This window comes from Salinirubrum litoreum, from assembly GCF_020567425.1.
GTDB classification, from domain to species: domain Archaea; phylum Halobacteriota; class Halobacteria; order Halobacteriales; family Haloferacaceae; genus Salinirubrum; species Salinirubrum litoreum.
Genome location: NZ_JAJCVJ010000003.1, coordinates 417,318 through 433,990 on the forward strand (window position 1 = coordinate 417,318; position 16,673 = coordinate 433,990).

Annotated in this window: 16 protein-coding genes; 7 read left to right on the forward strand and 9 right to left on the reverse strand. The window is 67.0% G+C overall.

Features of this window, described 5'->3' with window-relative positions; translation table 11 throughout:
- Positions 1–16: 16 nt before the first annotated feature.
- Positions 17–1,483, reverse strand: a complete 1,467-nt coding sequence (locus tag LI337_RS17845; protein ID WP_227231276.1) for an MATE family efflux transporter — start codon at positions 1,481–1,483, stop codon at positions 17–19.
- The gene (locus LI337_RS17850) at positions 1,480–2,178 is read right to left on the reverse strand and encodes a TetR/AcrR family transcriptional regulator (RefSeq protein ID WP_227231277.1); all 699 of its coding nucleotides are present in this window, start codon (positions 2,176–2,178) and stop codon (positions 1,480–1,482) included. The genes LI337_RS17845 and LI337_RS17850 overlap by 4 nt, the downstream gene beginning before the upstream one ends.
- 187 nt (positions 2,179–2,365) lie before the next feature.
- Between LI337_RS17850 and LI337_RS17855 the strand changes: the two genes are divergently transcribed.
- Both LI337_RS17855 and LI337_RS17860 read left to right on the forward strand, forming a co-directional pair.
- The gene (locus LI337_RS17855) at positions 2,366–3,043 is read left to right on the forward strand and encodes an MBL fold metallo-hydrolase (protein ID WP_227231278.1); all 678 of its coding nucleotides are present in this window, start codon (positions 2,366–2,368) and stop codon (positions 3,041–3,043) included.
- A gap of 111 nt (positions 3,044–3,154) precedes the next feature.
- Positions 3,155–3,778 carry a hypothetical protein gene (locus tag LI337_RS17860; RefSeq protein ID WP_227231279.1) on the forward strand — a complete coding sequence of 208 codons (624 nt, stop codon included), beginning with the start codon at positions 3,155–3,157 and terminating at the stop codon, positions 3,776–3,778.
- Between the two features lie 142 nt (positions 3,779–3,920).
- Here the strand turns inward: LI337_RS17860 and LI337_RS17865 are convergent, their stop codons facing one another.
- The gene (locus tag LI337_RS17865; RefSeq protein WP_227231280.1) at positions 3,921–5,867 is read right to left on the reverse strand and encodes an amylo-alpha-1,6-glucosidase; all 1,947 of its coding nucleotides are present in this window, start codon (positions 5,865–5,867) and stop codon (positions 3,921–3,923) included.
- Between the two features lie 108 nt (positions 5,868–5,975).
- Here LI337_RS17865 and LI337_RS17870 point away from each other — a divergent pair, with 108 nt between their 5' ends.
- The 3 genes from LI337_RS17870 to LI337_RS17880 are packed head-to-tail and all read left to right on the forward strand — an operon-like array spanning position 5,976 to position 9,187.
- Positions 5,976–7,316, forward strand: coding sequence for an ABC transporter substrate-binding protein (locus tag LI337_RS17870; protein ID WP_227231281.1), 1,341 nt, complete (start codon positions 5,976–5,978; stop codon positions 7,314–7,316).
- Positions 7,317–7,325: 9 nt separating this feature from the next.
- Entirely contained in the window at positions 7,326–8,321 is a 996-nt protein-coding gene (locus LI337_RS17875; RefSeq protein ID WP_227231282.1) for a carbohydrate ABC transporter permease, read from the forward strand.
- Positions 8,321–9,187, forward strand: a complete 867-nt coding sequence (locus LI337_RS17880; protein WP_227231283.1) for a carbohydrate ABC transporter permease — start codon at positions 8,321–8,323, stop codon at positions 9,185–9,187. Before LI337_RS17875 ends, LI337_RS17880 begins: the two co-directional genes overlap by 1 nt.
- A 1-nt stretch (position 9,188) precedes the next feature.
- Here the strand turns inward: LI337_RS17880 and LI337_RS17885 are convergent, their stop codons facing one another.
- The 4 genes from LI337_RS17885 to LI337_RS17900 form a co-directional block, all read right to left on the reverse strand.
- Positions 9,189–10,277, reverse strand: a complete 1,089-nt coding sequence (locus LI337_RS17885; RefSeq protein WP_227231284.1) for a TrmB family transcriptional regulator — start codon at positions 10,275–10,277, stop codon at positions 9,189–9,191.
- A 24-nt stretch (positions 10,278–10,301) separates the two neighbouring features.
- Positions 10,302–11,453, reverse strand: coding sequence for an ABC transporter ATP-binding protein (locus tag LI337_RS17890; protein ID WP_227231285.1), 1,152 nt, complete (start codon positions 11,451–11,453; stop codon positions 10,302–10,304).
- Positions 11,454–11,550: 97 nt separating this feature from the next.
- Positions 11,551–12,000 (reverse strand): hypothetical protein, encoded by a 450-nt coding sequence (locus LI337_RS17895; protein WP_227231286.1) that lies wholly within the window; start codon positions 11,998–12,000, stop codon positions 11,551–11,553.
- Positions 11,997–12,674, reverse strand: coding sequence for a DUF624 domain-containing protein (locus tag LI337_RS17900; RefSeq protein ID WP_227231287.1), 678 nt, complete (start codon positions 12,672–12,674; stop codon positions 11,997–11,999). Before LI337_RS17900 ends, LI337_RS17895 begins: the two co-directional genes overlap by 4 nt.
- Before the next feature lie 144 nt (positions 12,675–12,818).
- Here LI337_RS17900 and LI337_RS17905 point away from each other — a divergent pair, with 144 nt between their 5' ends.
- Both LI337_RS17905 and LI337_RS17910 read left to right on the forward strand, forming a co-directional pair.
- Positions 12,819–13,592: a sugar phosphate isomerase/epimerase family protein gene (locus LI337_RS17905; protein ID WP_227231288.1), complete on the forward strand. Its 774-nt coding sequence runs from the start codon at positions 12,819–12,821 to the stop codon at positions 13,590–13,592.
- Positions 13,589–14,332: an ATP-grasp domain-containing protein gene (locus LI337_RS17910; protein WP_227231289.1), complete on the forward strand. Its 744-nt coding sequence runs from the start codon at positions 13,589–13,591 to the stop codon at positions 14,330–14,332. The genes LI337_RS17905 and LI337_RS17910 overlap by 4 nt, the downstream gene beginning before the upstream one ends.
- A gap of 72 nt (positions 14,333–14,404) precedes the next feature.
- Here LI337_RS17910 and LI337_RS17915 read toward each other — a convergent pair whose 3' ends face one another.
- Both LI337_RS17915 and LI337_RS17920 read right to left on the reverse strand, forming a co-directional pair.
- Positions 14,405–14,569, reverse strand: coding sequence for a hypothetical protein (locus tag LI337_RS17915; RefSeq protein WP_227231290.1), 165 nt, complete (start codon positions 14,567–14,569; stop codon positions 14,405–14,407).
- Positions 14,570–14,677: 108 nt separating this feature from the next.
- The gene (locus LI337_RS17920; RefSeq protein ID WP_227231291.1) at positions 14,678–16,582 is read right to left on the reverse strand and encodes an ABC transporter ATP-binding protein; all 1,905 of its coding nucleotides are present in this window, start codon (positions 16,580–16,582) and stop codon (positions 14,678–14,680) included.
- Positions 16,583–16,673: the final 91 nt, after the last annotated feature.

The following is a 16,673-nucleotide window of genomic DNA, read 5'->3' on the forward strand; positions in this document are numbered from 1 at the left end:
GTGAGTCCGGTCGCGGTCAGTCGTCGGCCGCCGAGGCGTCGACCGTCTCGTCGTCGGCGACGTCCGGAGTGCCGGTCCCGCGCACGTCACCCTCGCGCCACGTCCCCCGGCGGAACCAGAGCCACGCGATGGTCGCACCCACGGCGTTCGAGACGAAGAAGGCGATCCAGATGCCCCGTGGGTCCGGACTGCCGAAGAACCACCAGTCGGTCGGCAGGATGCCCTGCGAGGCGACGTAAGCGACTGGAAGCCGGATCCCGGCGAGCGTGACGATGGAGATCGCGGCGGCGACGAGTGTCTCGCCGGCCCCACGGAACCCGCCCGTGAAGGCGCGCATGATCCCGATGAAGCCAAAGGAGAGCGCGACGTACCGGAGGAACTGCGCACCCACCGCGAGGACGCCGGCGTCGGTGGTGAACACCGAGACGATCGGTTCGGGAACGAGGAAGATACCGACCCCGACGAGCCCCAACACCGCGAACAGGCCCTTCGCCGCGAGGTAGTTCGCCTGCTCCGCCCGGTCGTACTTCCCCGCGCCGATGTTCTGCCCGCTCATCGTCTCGACCCCGCGAGCGACCGCGATCGCCGGGAGGAAGATCACCGAGAAGACGCGCGTCCCGATGCCGAAGCCGGCGACGACCGACGTGGAGAACAGGCCGACGACGATCAGCAGGGCGTTGATCGACAGCGCCCGGCCGGTCCCCTCGATGGACGCCGGGACCCCGATCTTCAGCAGTTTCCGGAGGAACTGGAGGTCGGGCGTCATCTGCGAGAGGTGGATCTGGATGCCGCGACTGCCGGACAGCATGATGTAGAGGCCGACGGCCATCGCCAGACTCCGGGAGAAGACGGTGGCGACCGCCGCACCCTCGATGCCCATCTCCGGGAAGGCGACGGGCCCGATCGCCCACCCGTTGATGAGGAACGGGTCGAGCACGACGTTCACGACGACGGTCCCGAACATCACGAGCATCGGCGTGATGGTGTCGCCCGCCCCGCGCATCAGCGAGATGAACACGAAGAAGCCGAACATGAACGGGAGGCCGAGCGCGATGACCTGCATGTACGCTGTCGCCCCCGGCAGGACCTCGGGTGACGCGCCGAGAAAGGCGAGAAACGGCCGGACGAAGGGGTAGCCGAGGGTGCCGAGCAGGAGCGACCCGACCGTCGCGTACAGCACGGTCTGGGAGGCGGCGTACTCCGCCTCGCCCGTCTCCTCTGCACCGGTGTACTGTGCGACGAGGACACTCCCCGCGACCGACAGCCCCATCCCGAGCGAGATGAGCAGGAACACCATCGGGAACGCGAAGGAGATGCCGGCCAGCGCCTCCTTCGAGTACTGGCCGAGCCAGAAGGTGTCCGCGAGGTTGTACGCGGTCTGCATCAGGTTCGTCACGACGATCGGCAAGGAGAGGTACAGCAGTGGCTTCAGGATGCCACCCTCGGTGAGGTCGAGTTCTTCTTGCCCCTTGAACAGGCTCACGGGGACACCTCCGCGTCCCGTGTCTCGTCCTCGTCGTCGGGGTCCGACCCCGACCCGTCGGCGACGGCCGACCGCTCACCCGCCGACGGCGTCCACCCGAGTCGCCGGTCGAGCACGCTCTCGACGACCGCTCGGGTCGCAGACGGGTCCTCGCCGAGTGCGACGGTCCGGACGTGCGCGCCGTTGATGACGGTGACGACCAACCGGGCGACCGCCTCCGGGTCGGCGTCGGCGAAGTGGCCCGCCTCGACACCGTCGTCGACCGCCTCGCGGACGACCGCTCGCATCACCTCGTCCAGCGCCCGGAACCGCTCGCGGAACCGGTCGTGGTACGGTGCCTGCCCCTTCAGTTCCATCAGCGCGACCGGGAACTCGTCGGCCCCGTCGTCTCCGGAGGCGTCGGCGTCTGCACCGTTCTCGGCGGCCGACGAGGGGGTGAACACCGCGTCGAGGAACGTGGCGAGACGCTCCCGTGGGTCGACCGCCTCACAGGCCAGTCGCGCCTCGAACCGGTCCAGCAGGTCGTCGAGAAAGGCGTCCAGCAGATCGTCTTTGGTGTCGAAGTGGTAGTGGATCGCCGCCGTGGTCAGCGACGAGCGCTCGGCGATTCGTTGCATCGTCAGGTCGGCGTAGCCGTGCGCACACAGCGCCCGACCCGTGGCGTCGATGATCTCGCGTTTCGTGTCCGAGTCCATCCGTAGTTACTCGAACTTACTAACTAGTCAGTCAAGAGGGTTGGGATCGATCGACGGCGAGTGAATCCGTCGCGTGGATCGCGGTGGCACGCACCGAGAGACGACTCGGGAGCACACACCGAGAGACGACTGGCGGTGACTCGCGCCGGGGACCGTGATTCATACCGTGTGCGTCCATAGGACCGGTATGGAACTCGCCAGTGGCGTGTACGGACTCACGGTGGAGTCGGACTTCGACGGCCGAACACTGGAGATTCACCCGGTCGCCGTCGAGACACCTCGGGGCCTGCTCCTCCTCGACGTGGGCCTCCCCGAGTGCGTACCGGACCTCCGTGCCGCACTCGACGAGGAGGGCCTCTCGCTAGACGACGTGTGGGCCGTCGTCGTCACGCACCAGGACCTCGATCACGCTGGCTGTCTGGCCGAGGTGATCGAGGCAGTCGGCGTCGTCGTCGTCACCCACGAGGACGAAGCGCCGTATCTGGAAGGCGACAGAGCGTTGGTGAAGTCCACCGACGACCGACCGATGAAGCTGGCTCCCGTGATCGTCGACCTGCAGGTCGTCGGCGGGGAGACGTTCGCAACCTCGGCTGGACCGATGCGGGTCGTCGAGACCCCCGGTCACGCGCCGGGACACACCTCGTATCACTTCCCGGACGCAGAACTGCTCGTCAGTGCCGACGCGCTGAACGTCGTCGACGGCGAGTTGGTCGGGCCGCGCGAGGACGCGACGCCCGACCTCGACACCGCGTGGGGGAGTGTCGGACGACTGGCGGATCTCGACTTCGACGAGACGTTCTGTTTCCACGGTGGGTACGTGGACGCCGGGAGTGAGCGAGTAGCCGAGTTGCTGGCCGAGCGGTAGCCCCGGAACCTGTCGGCATGATGGAGTGCACCGCTTCTCGGCCGAGAAGCCGGTTCTCACCCGGTGGCAATCGCGGTCTCGGTTGATGCTCACCGCCAGCGTAGAGATCGTATGAGCACTCACACCGACTCCTCGACGCGCACCGACCGCAGGCGGAAGAGCCAGCAACAGCACGACCGCCAGTCACAGCACGACCGCCGGCCACGACGCGACCGCCGACCGCACCTCCCGGCGTACGGGCCGATCGACGCCGTCCTCAGCTTCGCCGTCTTCTACGTCTTCGTCGAACGCGCGACCTCGACCGTCGTCGACGTGCTCACCACGGCAGTTCCGGACTTCTCGGCGTCCACCGTCGGCTTCGGCCTGGCGGCACTCCTCTGGTTCGTCCTCGCCGTGACACTGCTCGATCAACTCCAGCGCCAACTCGCGGCCGTGGGTGTGGGCACTCAGTCGGCGGTCGCACGGGCCGACCGTGAAGCCGGGACGCCCGGCGAGACCCGACTGTTCGCGTACCTCGCCGGCCTGACGATCGGTGGGGTGATCGCGGTGTGGACCTTCGAGCCCGCCGTCCAGACGGGGATCACGATGATCCAAATCGTCGGGACGCTCGACGCCACCGCGTTCGCATTCGTCGACTTTCTCACGATGATCGTCTTCTTCGTGGGGTTCGCCGTCACGACCCACTCGCTGGATCGACTCGTGATCGGGACCGTCCGGCGCGTGATCGGCGAGTGACCCGCGCGAGTCACGACAGCCGGTCGACGGGGAGTTCCACCCGCCGGGTGAGCCGAGAGAAGACAGACCCCGGATGCTGGTAGCGGACGGTTCCGCTCGGGATTCGGGGAGCGATCGCTCCTGACTGCGAGTCGGAGAGCAGTCAGTCCTGAGAGACGGGGTCGACGCCCGGCGATTCGGGAGTCGGGGCGTTCGAGAGCTCTCCGGAGAGTGCTCTGAGACACGCGAACGGCGTCCCCGCCGCCCATGCCTGCGGTTCACAGGCCTCGCCGTAGGTGACGGGCACCGCCGAGTCGTCACGGGCGTACCCGGCGAACAGTTCCGGCAGGCGGTCGTTCCCGCGTGCGAGCGCCGCGTCTCTGAGCCCCTCTGTCACCTGCCGGACCGCGTCGTCCCGGCCGTATCGGGCCATCCCGAGCACCGAAAGCGAGGTGTCGTGCGGCCAGACCGAGCCGAGGTGGTAGCTCTGGGGGTTGTACGCGTCGTGTGTCGACGAGAACGTTCGGATTCCCCACCCCGAGAACAGGTCGTCTGCGAGCAACCGATCCACGACGGCGTCCGCCCGCGAGTCGGCGACGATACCGCTCCAGAGACAGTGGCCGGGGTTCGAGGTGATCGACCGCACCGGATCACCGTGTCCGTCGAGTGCCACGGCGTAGAAGGACTCCTCGGGGAGCCAGAACGCGTCCTCGAACCGCTCACGGAGCGACGCGGCCGCCCGATCGTACGTCGCTGCCGTCGCGTCGTCGCCGAAGACAGAGAGGAGATCGGCCCCTCTGCGGAGTGCGTCGTAGTAGTAGCCCTGCACCTCGACGACAGCCAGCGGTCCCTCCGGGTGACGACCGTCCGGGTGGACGATGCCGTCGGCACTGTCCTTCCAGGCCTGGTGGATCAGTCCATCGGTCGTCGTCGGGTCGGCGGGGTAGTCGACGAAGCCATCGCCGTCGTGGTCGCCGTACTCACGGAGCCACGTGATCGCCCGCTCGACCGCCGGCAGGAGATCCCTGGCGAAGGCGTCGTCACCCGTCTCCTGCCACGTTCGGTGGACGAGGCCGACGAACAGCGCCGTGGCGTCGACGGTCCCGTAGTACGGACTGTGTGGCACCTCCCCGCGAGCGGCCGCCTCGCCGTGTCTGATCTCGTGGAGGATCTTCCCCGGTTCGGCCGCCCGGAAGTCGTCGAATGCGTCGGCCTGGTGCGCCGCGAGATACCGACAGGTCGCCTTCGCCACCGCCGGTGCGAACTCGAGGGTCTGTGCGGCCGCCAGAATGGAGTCCCGGCCGAACACCGTGGCGAACCACGGGACTCCGGCCGCGAAGACCGGGCCGTACTCCGTCTCCAGTGTCAGTTCGAGGAGGTTCTCCCGTGCTTCCGTCAGGACGGTGTCCCAGCGTCCGTCCGCCACCGGGAGCGGTCGGTCGGCCCAGTCGTGGTATCGCTCCCGAATCGTGGTCCGTGCACGGTCGGCTACGGCGGTCGGCTTCGAGACCCCCTCCGGCGAGACGACCACCGACAGTTCGGTCTGTCCGTGTGGTTCGAGTTCGACCGGTACCCGAATCGTCCCGTCGGCCCGACCCTCACTCCCTGTCGTCGTCACGGTCGCCGGACGATCCACGGTGACCGTCGTCGTCCGTTCGAAGTCGTGGTCGGCCGGGTCGTAGCCGAAGACGACCCCGTCCTCGCTCGCGTTCACCGTGATGGAACGGTCCCGTCTGGGGTGGTGGCCTCGTACCTCGAAGAGGTCGTCGAACCGGGTCCCGACCGCGAGTTCGAGCGTCTCCGTCGTCGACTGGCCGGTGAGGTTCTCGATCGTGAGAGACTCGATCAGGCAGTCGGTGACGAACTGCCGACGGCGGACACGGAGCGACCGGGCACCGGTGTCGAGTGGATCGGCCGTCTCGACGACCCGTTCGCCGGGCAGGATGTCCGTCAGTTCGAGCGTCTCCAGCGGTCGGTCGGTCGTCAGTTCGTACCGGTCGAGGTGGCGAACGTCCCGGTGATACACCCCGTCGTGGGCACGCGTCGGACGACCGCTGTCGTCCGTCACCAGAAACGTCGTCCCGTTGACGACGGCGTTATCCGACTTCATACTCACCCCGAACGGCGGACCCCACTTAAAACCGGCGGGTGCACACTACTCTAGTAGTGGGAGAACCCAAACGCTTATGTGGAGCCATTCACACGGTCTTTGATGTATATGACAGGAGATGCCACGCAGACCGGACAGATCACACGACGGCGGCTCGTCGAGGGCGTCGGCGCGAGCGCACTGACCGCCGCGCTCGCCGGCTGTCTCGGCGGCGGTGGCGGCGGGAGCGACCCGACAGCGACAGACGGCGGCGGTGGCTCGACAGACGCGACCACGACGCAGGTCCCCCAGCGACAGATTCAGCTCTCGGGGTGGACCTCGAACCAGGAGGAGAAACAGCTCCTCTCCGACCTCGTCGGAACCTTCGAGGAGAGCCACGACAACGTCGACGTAGACTACAGCCCCGTCGAGTCGAAGTACAAACAGAAGCTGAAGACGCAACTCGGTGCCGGCAACGCGCCGGACGTGTTCTACGTCGACGCGAAGTACTTCGGCTCCTTCGCCAGTCAGGGCGCGCTGTTGAGTCTCGACTCCATGGTCGAGTCGGGACAGATCGACACCGACGCCTTCTTCCAGCCGCTACTCGACGCGTTCCGGTTCGACGGGACGCTGTACGGCGTGCCGAAGGACTTCTCGACGCTCGGCCTGTACTCGAACACCGCACTGTTCGAGGAGGCCGGGGCGAACCCCGAACCCGCGACGTGGAGTGAACTCCGCACCTCGCTCCAGACGGTCGTCGACGAGACGGACGTGAAGTCCGGGATGATCGAGTACGCCAACGCGCGGTGGTGGAAAGCGCTGATCTACCAGAACGGCGGACAGATCATGTCCGACGACGGCTCGGAGGCGGTGTTCGCGAGCGACGCCGGTGTCGAGGCGCTCCAGTACATGGTCGATCTGAAGAAGGACGGCCTGCTGTCGGTGCCGAGCGAACTCGGCGCGGATTGGCACGGCCAGGCGCTCGGCAACGGCGAGGTGGCCTCGGCGGTCATCGGTCCGTGGGCCATTCCGTACCTCCGAGGGAACCACTCCGAGGTGAACGAGGCGACAGACGTGTTCCACCTGCCGATCCCGGAGGGTGGCGAGAAGGGCACGGCCGCCTACACCGTCTCCTACAGCGTCTCTGCGAACACGAGCGCACCGGGGGCCGCCCAGACGCTCGTCTCCGCGCTCACGGACTCCGAGGGGATGGCTCGCTGGGCGGAGAAGGGGGTCGCCCTCTCTGCCCGTCCGGCCCACGCCGAACTCGAGTTCTACCAGAACAACCCCCGGTACCGCACCCACCTGGAGGCCGGCGAGTGGTCACACCCGGTCGCCTACGGGGCACAGAGCGAGGCGGTCATCAACCGTCTGCACCCGCAGTTGGAGGGTGCGATGCTCGAGGAGAAGTCCCCCCGCGAGGCGCTCGAGACCGCACAGTCCACGATCAACGACGAGGTCCTCAACTGAGGGTGTGGGATGGCCTTCGAAGGAGGTGAACGCGGCACGACGGACGAACGACTCACGGCCCGACTCCGCACGGGCGTCGGCGAGCGACTCGGCACCAGTGACGAACACGACACCCTCGTCGGTGTCCTGTTCTGTCTGCCGAACCTCGTCGCCTTCTCTATCTTCCTGCTCGGGCCGGTCCTGTACGCTTTCTACATCTCGTTTCACGAGTGGAACATCCTCGCCAACGAGGGGACGTGGATCGGCATCCAGAACTACGTGGCGGTACTCCAGCCCGCTCCGTGGGCGAACGACTGGGCACCGCTGACCGATCCGACCGCCAACACGTTCTGGTACTCGCTGAAGACGACCGTCGTCTACGCCATCGGGACCGTCCCGCTCCAGATCTACGGCGGACTGGCGGTCGCACTGATGCTCGACAAGCGCGTTCGGGGCAAGAAGGTGTACCGCGCCGCCTTCTTCATGCCGATGATGCTCTCGGGGGCCGCCAGCGCAGTCATGTGGCGGTGGTTCCTCGCGGCCGACGGTATCATCAACAGCCTGCTCCCGTCGTTCCTCGAACACAACTGGGCGGGCGACCCCGGCACCGCCCTGATGGGTGTGATGCTGATGGCCGTCTGGGGCGGCATCGGCGGGAACATGATCTTCTTCCTCGCCGGCCTCCAGAACATCCCCGAGGAACTGTACGAGGCGGCCCGCATCGACGGTGCCACCGGCTGGCACCGGTTCAGACACGTCACGTGGCCGAACCTCGGCAACACCAACTTCTTCGTCATCGTGATGGCGATCATCTCGGCGTTCCAGGTGTTCGGCATCGCCCTCGTCTTCTCGCAGGGCGGTCCGTACTACGCCACGACGACGACGGTCCTGCTCGTCTACCAGCGCGCCTTTGAGGAGGGTGCGATGGGCTACGGGGCCGCGATGGCGTTCCTGTTGTTCTGTCTCATCTTCGCGTTCTCGTACTACCAGTACAAGAACCGTGACCAGGCGGAGGTGGGCTACTGATGGCCCGGTCCAGCTACGACTACCCCGGCTACGAGCGTGCCGGCGCACGGTACTGGACGAAGACGACGCTGCTGTACGCCGGTCTCGGACTCGGCGCGCTGTGGATGACACTCCCGTTCTGGTGGACGTTCACCACCTCGCTGTCGGCGAATCCGACCGCCGGTGCCGTCTCGTTCCTGCCGGCGGAGGTGACACTCCAGAACTTCACGACGCTGTGGGAGCGTGACGACATCATGCTCGTCCGCTGGTTCGCCAACTCCGTGGTGGTCGCGGTGGCGGTCACGGCGTTCAACGTCACCTTCGACAGTCTCGCGGGCTACGCGCTGGCGAAGGTGGACTTCTGGGGCCGCGAGAAGCTGTTTCTCGTCTTCATGTCGACGATGATGATCCCCGCGATGGTGACGCTCATCCCGGTGTACATCATCCTCGTCGAACTCGGCTGGACGAACACCTATCAGGGGTTGATCGTCCCGCTGATCGCCAACCCCTTCGGCATCTTCCTCCTGCGACAGCACTTCCGGAGTCTGCCGTCCGCGCTCGGTGACGCGGCCAAGATCGACGGCTGCAACGAGTTCCAGACGTTCTACAAGGTGTACCTTCCGCTGGCGAAACCGGCACTCGCCACGCTCGCCATCTTCACGTTCATGGGTGCGTGGAAGAACTTCCAGTGGCCGCTGATCATCGCCAGCAACCAGGACATGTACACCCTCCCGGTCGCGCTGTTCGCGGTCCGCAACCAGTACTTCGCGGAGTGGGGGCTGATGATGGCCGCCGCACTCATCATCGTCGCGCCGGTCGTGATCGCCTTCCTCGCCGCGCAGAACTACTTCATCCGCGGGATGAGTCTCAGCGGGATGAAGGGCTGACTCACCCGCGACTCACCGTCTCGACGACGATCCGTCTGGCCTCGACGGTCTCGAACATCGCCCCCCAGCCGCCGACCTCGACGGTCCCGTCGGCGGAGGCCACTTCGAGCGTCGCCTCCTCCAGATACGTCGCCAGCAGCGGACTGCCGTCCGCCTGCCCCGTGAACGTCACGTCGGTCACCCGGCCCGTCAACTGACAGTCCTCGCCGGACTCCCGCCACTGCCCGTACACCGTGACGATCACCTCGCGGCCCTCTTCGAGTGCCGGGGCGATGTCGCGGATACACTCTCTGATCTCGGTGTACGTCGCCGGCAGGGAGTCGTCCCGCTCCGAGTGGATCACCTGCCACAGTTCCCAGAAGGCCGTGCCGAACGTCCAGTCGAACATCCGCGACAGCGAGTAGTCGTTGACGTGGACGCCGTACTCGTGGGCCGGGTGGAGACTCTCCTCGGGGGCGAACGACACCTCCTGTCGGTCGGCGATCACCAGAAACGGCGTCGGGAGTCGTCGGTACCGGACCTCGGTAGCGACGCCCGCGAAGTCGAGGTCGTGCTCCTCGGTGAACGTCTCGTAATCGGTCCGCGTGTGCGGGGAGATGGTCAGCAGAACTACGACGTTTCGCTCCCGAGCGTCCGTGAGTGCGTCCCGGAACCGGTCGAACAGATCCGGCGTGAGTGCGATCTGGAGTTCGTTCTCGGCGTCGGCGATGGCCTGAAGCGCCCGTTCGTAGACTGCATCCAGGGGTTTCACGACGCTCACCCGGTGGTTCTCGATCTTCGGCTGCTGGTAGCGCTCCTCGATCTCTGCGGCCGCGTTCGTGATCGTGTCGGCGTACGACGAGAGGTGCTCGAGCACTTCGTCCGGGTTGCGGACGCGGGCGTGGAGACTTCCCTCGTGGAACGTCTCCACGTAGCCGTCGCTCTCCAGTTTCCGGAGTACGTCGTAGATTCGCGCCTGCGGTACGTCACTGGCGTCCGCGACCTCGGTCGCGGAGGCACTGCCGAGGTCGAGGACGGTCACGTAGGCGTCGGCCTCGTACTGCGTGAGTCCGGTGTCCTCCAGACTCGCACGCAACTGCTCGGTGTCCATACGCTCGCAACGAGGTGCGGCCGTTTAATCTTGTCCAGCGAGACGCACGCCGTCGGGCAGTGACTCGCTCTCCTTTGCGCGGTTGAAGATCGCCCCACCGCCGTCGGCGTCGAACGCGTGGACGCGGTCGCGGGGGAACCGGAGCCGGATGCGGTCCCCGGACGTCACCGCCAGATCGCCCGACACCGACGCGGTCATCGTCGTCCCCGCGACGTCGAGGTGGAGCACACTCTCACTGCCCATCGGTTCCACGACAGAGACGGTCGCCGTCACCGTGTCCGGTCCCGATTCGGCCGCGAGTTCGACCGCTTCGGGACGGATGCCGAGGGTGATCGCTCGCGGTCCCGGTCCGAGCACGTCGGCCTGTGTCTCGGTGAATCGATACTCCACACCGTCCGTGACACCGAGACGGTCGGTCGGGTCGTACTCCAGATCGAGGAAGTTCATCGACGGCGACCCGATGAACCCGGCGACGAACCGGTTCGTCGGTTCGTGGTAACACTCCAGCGGGGTGCCGAGTTGCTGGAGTTCGCCGCCGTCCAGCACCGCGATCCGGTCGCCCATCGTCATCGCCTCGGTCTGGTCGTGGGTGACGTACACCGTCGCGACACCCAGTCGGTCGTGCAGTTGCTGGAGTTCGGTCCGCATCTGCGTCCGGAGTTTGGCGTCCAGATTGGAGAGCGGTTCGTCCATCAGGAACACCGCCGGTTCGCGGACGATGGCCCGACCGAGCGCGACCCGCTGTTGCTGGCCGCCGGAGAGTGCGCCGGGTTTCCGCTCCAGCAGGTCGGAGATTCCGAGCATCTCGGCGGCCTCGGTGACGCGGTCGGCGATCTCGTCGGTCGAGAGATCGGTCGTCATCTCCAACCCGAACGACATGTTCTCACGAACCGTCTTGTGGGGGTACAACGCGTAGTTCTGGAACACCATCGCGATGTCCCTGTCTTTCGGCTTCTCGTCGTTGACCACCTCGCCGGCGATGCGAACCTCGCCGTCGGTGACGGTCTCCAGCCCCGCCAAGAGGCGGAGCGTCGTGGACTTCCCACACCCGGACGGACCGACGAGGACGAGGAACTCACCCTCCTCGATGGAGATGTCGAGCCCCTCGACCGCGACCACGTCCTCGTTGCCCGAGTCGAACACCTTGCTCACGTCGTCGTACTCGGCAGTCGCCATTGCTATGCGATGACGTGTGTAGGCAGGTAGTTAACTGTTACTACTAGAGTAGTGTGAGTGGCACCTGCGATCGTGAAGGCTCCGGGACCGACAGCCGTCAGACGCCGGCGACCCACGGGAAGAAGGCCGGGACGAGGTAGAGGAACCACTGGAACGCCCACGCCGCACCGAGCCACAGCAGGCCCCAGTGGGAGGCTGGCACCGCCGGTCGCACCGGCCACGATGTCCCGTCGTGGGTTCGCCGTCGTGGGTAGCCGAAGTCGAGCGCGAGGTGGACCGCGACGCCGAGAGTCACGAAGTGGATCGCGGTCGTCAGTTCCGGGACGCGCGTGAACAGACCGAGTCGGTCCCCGGCCACGTACGCGACGGCCGGGAGGAGGAACGTGTGACACGCCCACGACCGGTGTGTTCGCTCCGAGAGCGCGTCGACGTCGGGCAGGAACACCCCACCGAGCAGTGGGAGGGCGACGATCGGGTGGTGCCCGACTGCGACCGCGAGAAACGCGACCGGGACGACACCGGCCACGGCGTACCTCGCCTCGGTCACGGCGTCCCACCCTGATACGCGCGGACGACTGCACCGGCACCGACGCCGCTCCGCTCCTCGTAGCCGACGACCTCCAGCACCGCGAGCAGTCCAGGACAGAGGAGGGGGAGCGCGACCCCGACCACCCCACAGAGGACGACGACGACCCCGACGAGCAGAGCGGTGAGTGCCGTGAACGAAGGTGCCTCCAGCAGGTGGTCGCCGGCGTCCCGGTACGCTCTGAGTAGCGAGGGGGCACCCCGCGCCCGGAGTGACCCTGCCCGGAGCGTCCAGACGACGCCGAAGCAGAGCGCGTAGACGCCGACCGCCGCCCCCACGAGCGCGACACCGCTGCCGGTCGAGAGCGCCCACGAGAGGTACAGCGTCTCCGCGAGAAGCGCCCCGACGGCGACGAGACCGAGGGGCAGTCCCTCGCGGAGTTCGGCTCGGAACGTCCGCCAGAACAGGCGAAGTCGCGCGCGTTCGGTCGTCTTCTCGCCGCTCGTCTCGTCACCGACCGCCCGTGTGACGACGGCGACGAGCGCGACCCCCGCCGGGACGACGGTGACGACCGGCAGGACCGCGAGCGTGAAACAGAGACTCAGCGTGACGACCGACACCGCCTCGCCGTAGGCGGTCCGACCGAACGCGGAGAAGGCCGCCACCGGGTCGTACCGTTCCGTCTCGTGGCTCATCGGCGGAGGATTCGGATCACCGATATTAAAACTACGGGAGTAGTGTACGTCTCACCTGCGGTCGCGCGCTCGGGATACGCTCAAATGGCTGGCTCACCACGTGAGACGTATGAGCGTGCCGACAGCCCCGAGTGGAGACCAGAGATGACCCGCCTCGGCGCGGCGATGGACCTGCGGTTCACCGAGACGGTGCCGGAGTTCGTCGCGTTTCTCCGGACGCTCGGTCTCGACCACGTCGAGATCAGACAGGGCTATCTCGACTGTCACCCCGACGCGCCGACGCCCCGCGAACTGCGGGCCATCGCCGCGGAGACTGGCGTGAGCTACACGTTCCACGCGCCGTTCCGGGACGCCAACCCCGGCAACTTCAACGAGTCCCTCCGGCAGGCGACCGCCGACGCGGTGAAACGATCCCTCGACACCGCCGCTGCGGCGGGTGCCGAGGCGGTCGTCGTCCACGGCGGGTCGGTCCCCAGACGGTACCCCGACCGGGTGAAGGCCGTCTCGCGTGAGCACGCCGTGCGGTCGCTCCGGGAGTGTGCCCGCCACGCCGACGATCTCGGCGTCCACCTGTGCGTCGAGAACCAGCGGTGGAAGTCCGCCCGCGAGCGCAACACCGAGACGCCGGAGCGACTTGCCGCGTTGCTGGACGACGTCGGCGTCGACTCGGAGTACCTCGGCGTCACGGTCGACGTGGGCCACGCGAAGGTGACCGGCGTCGAAGTCGAGTCGTTCGTCGACGAGTTCGGCGACCGGATCAGAGTCGCCCACCTCCACGACAACGACGGGACCGCCGACCAGCACGACCCGTTGCGAGAGTACGAGGCGCTCGTCGAGGTGATCGACGCCGACTACAACGTCTTCGAGATGAAGTCGCTCGCCGACATCGAGCGGTGTGTCGCTGGAGGCGGGTCGTGACCACCGAGACACCGGGAGACGGCGGTGCGACCATCGGGATCACGGTCCAACCGGACCACCCGGTGTTCGGCGTCGTCTGCGACCGACTCACTGCGCGGGGCCACGACGTGCGGTTCTTCGACTCGAACGCCCCCATCCCGGCCGACGACCTGCGGGACCTCTCGCTGTTCGTCGTCAAACACACGCGCCCCGAGTCCATCCGCGCACTGCTCGCGGCGGAACGACTCGGCGTGCCGACCTGGAACAGCGCGACCGGCGTGCAGGCCTGTGCGACCCGCTTTTCACAGCTCTGTTCGCTGTCCGGTGTCGGGTTCACGGTCCCGTCCGCATCGCGGGAGAAACCGGCCGGGGACTACGTCTCGAAGCGCCTCTACCACTGGGAGTCGGCACCCGAGGTGAACGGCGAGGGCGACTGCTACGAGGAACTGCTCGACGCGGAACCCGTGGACTACAAGTACTACGTCGTGGACGACGGCGAGACGCACCACCCGGTCGTCCTGCGTGCGACCTCGAAGCTGTGGGGAGAAAAGCAGGTGCTCGGTGAGACGACGCCCCACTCCGAGCACGTCGAGCGAATCGTCTCGTTGATGGACGCACTCGGGATGCGCGGCCTCGGTGTCGACCTGGTTCGCGTGGACGACGACTGGTACGCCGTCGATCTCAACCCGTGTCCGGGGTTCGCGGAGACCGGACTGGAGGACGCGCTGGTCGCGTCTATCGAATCGGCACTGGACCGGTGAGTCCGCAGTCAGCACTGGACCGTCGAGTCGGAAGTTGGCGTCGACGGGCGGTCACGTCGCCGTCTGCGACAGTCACTCGTCGCCGGCCAGTTCCTCGTCGTCGGTCTCCGCCTCGTGTTCCTCGCGCCGGCGCTCCGCGTCTTCCTCGCGTTCCAGTTCTTCCTCCACCGCTCGCTCGCGCTGTCGTTCGTCCTCGTCGCGGTTCTGTTTCTCTCTGCCACGTTTCGTGTCTGCCATACCGAGAGAGACGCGCCCGACGAGGATCAACGCTGTTGCCACGTTGTCACGGAGAGGTATCCAATCCCGTCTCCGGCGGGGCTGGTCCGCCCGGTCGTTCGCGACCGATCACCGTTCCTCGTCGTCGCCGAGAATCACCGACTGTCGCTCCAGTGCGCGTTCGAGAAACTCCCGTGGCAGTGCGGCCACGTCGCCGGTCTGGACGCGCCAGAAGTTCGCGTACAGGCCGTCCTCGCGGAGCAGTGCTTCGTGGGTGCCGTCCTCGACGAGACGGCCGTCGTCGACGACGAGGATGCGGTCGGCTCGCCTGACCGTCGAGAGGCGATGCGCGATGACGAACGTGGTCCGGTCGGCCGCGAACTCCGCGAGACTCGACTGGATGAGCGCCTCGGTCTCGGTGTCGACTGCAGAGGTCGCCTCGTCCAGCACGATGATGGCCGGGTCTTTCAGGATCGTCCGTGCCAGCGCGAGGCGCTGGCGCTGGCCGCCGGAGAGTCGCACCCCGCGTTCCCCGACCAGCGTGTCGTAGCCGTCGGGCAGGTTCTCGACGAACTCGTGTGCCTGTGCGCGTCGGACCGCCTCCTCGACCGCCGCGTCGCTCGCGTCGAAGGTGCCGTATCTGACGTTCTCCCGGACAGTCCCGTAGAAGAGAAACGGGTCCTGGCCCACGTAGCCGATGGCCCGCCGGAGACTCCGGAGCGTCACGTCGCGCACGTCCTGTCCGTCGATACGGACGGCTCCCGCGTCCGCGTCGTACAGCCGCGGCAGGAGTTTCAACAGCGTCGACTTCCCCGCCCCGGTCGGGCCGACGACGCCGATCGTCTGGCCGCCGGTGATCGAGAAATCGACGTCGTGCAGGACGCTCCGGTCGTCGTACGCGAAGTCCACGTGGTCGTACGTGACCGCCCCGCTGTCGACGGACAGCGGGCTGGCATCGTCGCCGTCACGGATCGTCGGGGACCGCGAGAGGACGCGCTCGACGCGACCGCCGGCCGCCTTCGCGCGTTCGTAGTCGTCGACCACGTCGCCGAGGCGGACGATGGGCCAGATGAACTGCTGGGCGTAGATGACGAAGGTGACGAAGCCGCCGGGCGTGAGTCCGCCGGGCAGACCGAGGGGCGGGCGGCCGAGCACCCAGAGGCCGCCGACGAGGAAGGTTATCGCGAACCCGACGCCCGAGATGACGTTCAGGCCGGGGAAGTAGGTGATCCGAACCCTGATCGCACGGAGGTTCGCACGCAGGTACTCGTTCGCCGCCTCGGCCACCCGGCCGGACTCGTGGCGCTCTGCCCCCTCGGTCTTGATCACCTCGATCCCGCTGACGTTGTTCTCCAGTCTGGCGTTCAGGTCGCCGATCTCCTCGCGGATCGTCAGGTAGCGCGGTTCGACGATCCGGGTGAACGCGAGCGTGAACGCCGCCAGTACGGGGATCGGGAGCAGTGTCACGAACGTCAGCGGGACGTTCAGGCCGACGAGGATCGCGCCGATCCCGAGGACGGTCGCCGCGATCCACAGGGTCGCGCTCAGGCCGTCTTCCAGAAACGTCTCCAGTGCGTTCACGTCGTTGTTGAGGACGCTCATCAGGTCGCCCGTCCGCTGGCGTGTGAAGTACGCCAGTTCGAGGTCCTGCATGCGTTCGTACGCCTCGATCCGGAGTGTACGCTGGATGCGTTGCGCGAAGACGCTCCACCCCCAGTCTTCGATCCACGAGGCGACCGCCCCGAGGAGCGTCGCGGTCAGGAGAATCCCGATAGAGAGCCACAGCTGTCCCACGTCGGTCGCGGGGATCAGACGGTCGGGAACCAGCGGGAGCGCGTAGGGCCGTTCGGCGAGAAAGACGGCGTCGACTGCCAGGCCGACGATAAATGCGGGAACGAGACCGAACAGCCGACCGACGACCGTCCCGACCGCACCGAGGAGAGCGTACCCTCTGGCTTCACCATAGTCGGTGTAGAGCCGCCAGACCGGGTTTCGCTCCGGCCCGTCTCCCGTCTCGTGAGCGTCCGTGGCCATGCCACAGTGGTCGACTGGACGAGCCAAGAGCCTGCGGGGTGGAGAATCGGGGCTTGTCTCGAAGCGTAGTCGAACAGTAAGTAACTAATAA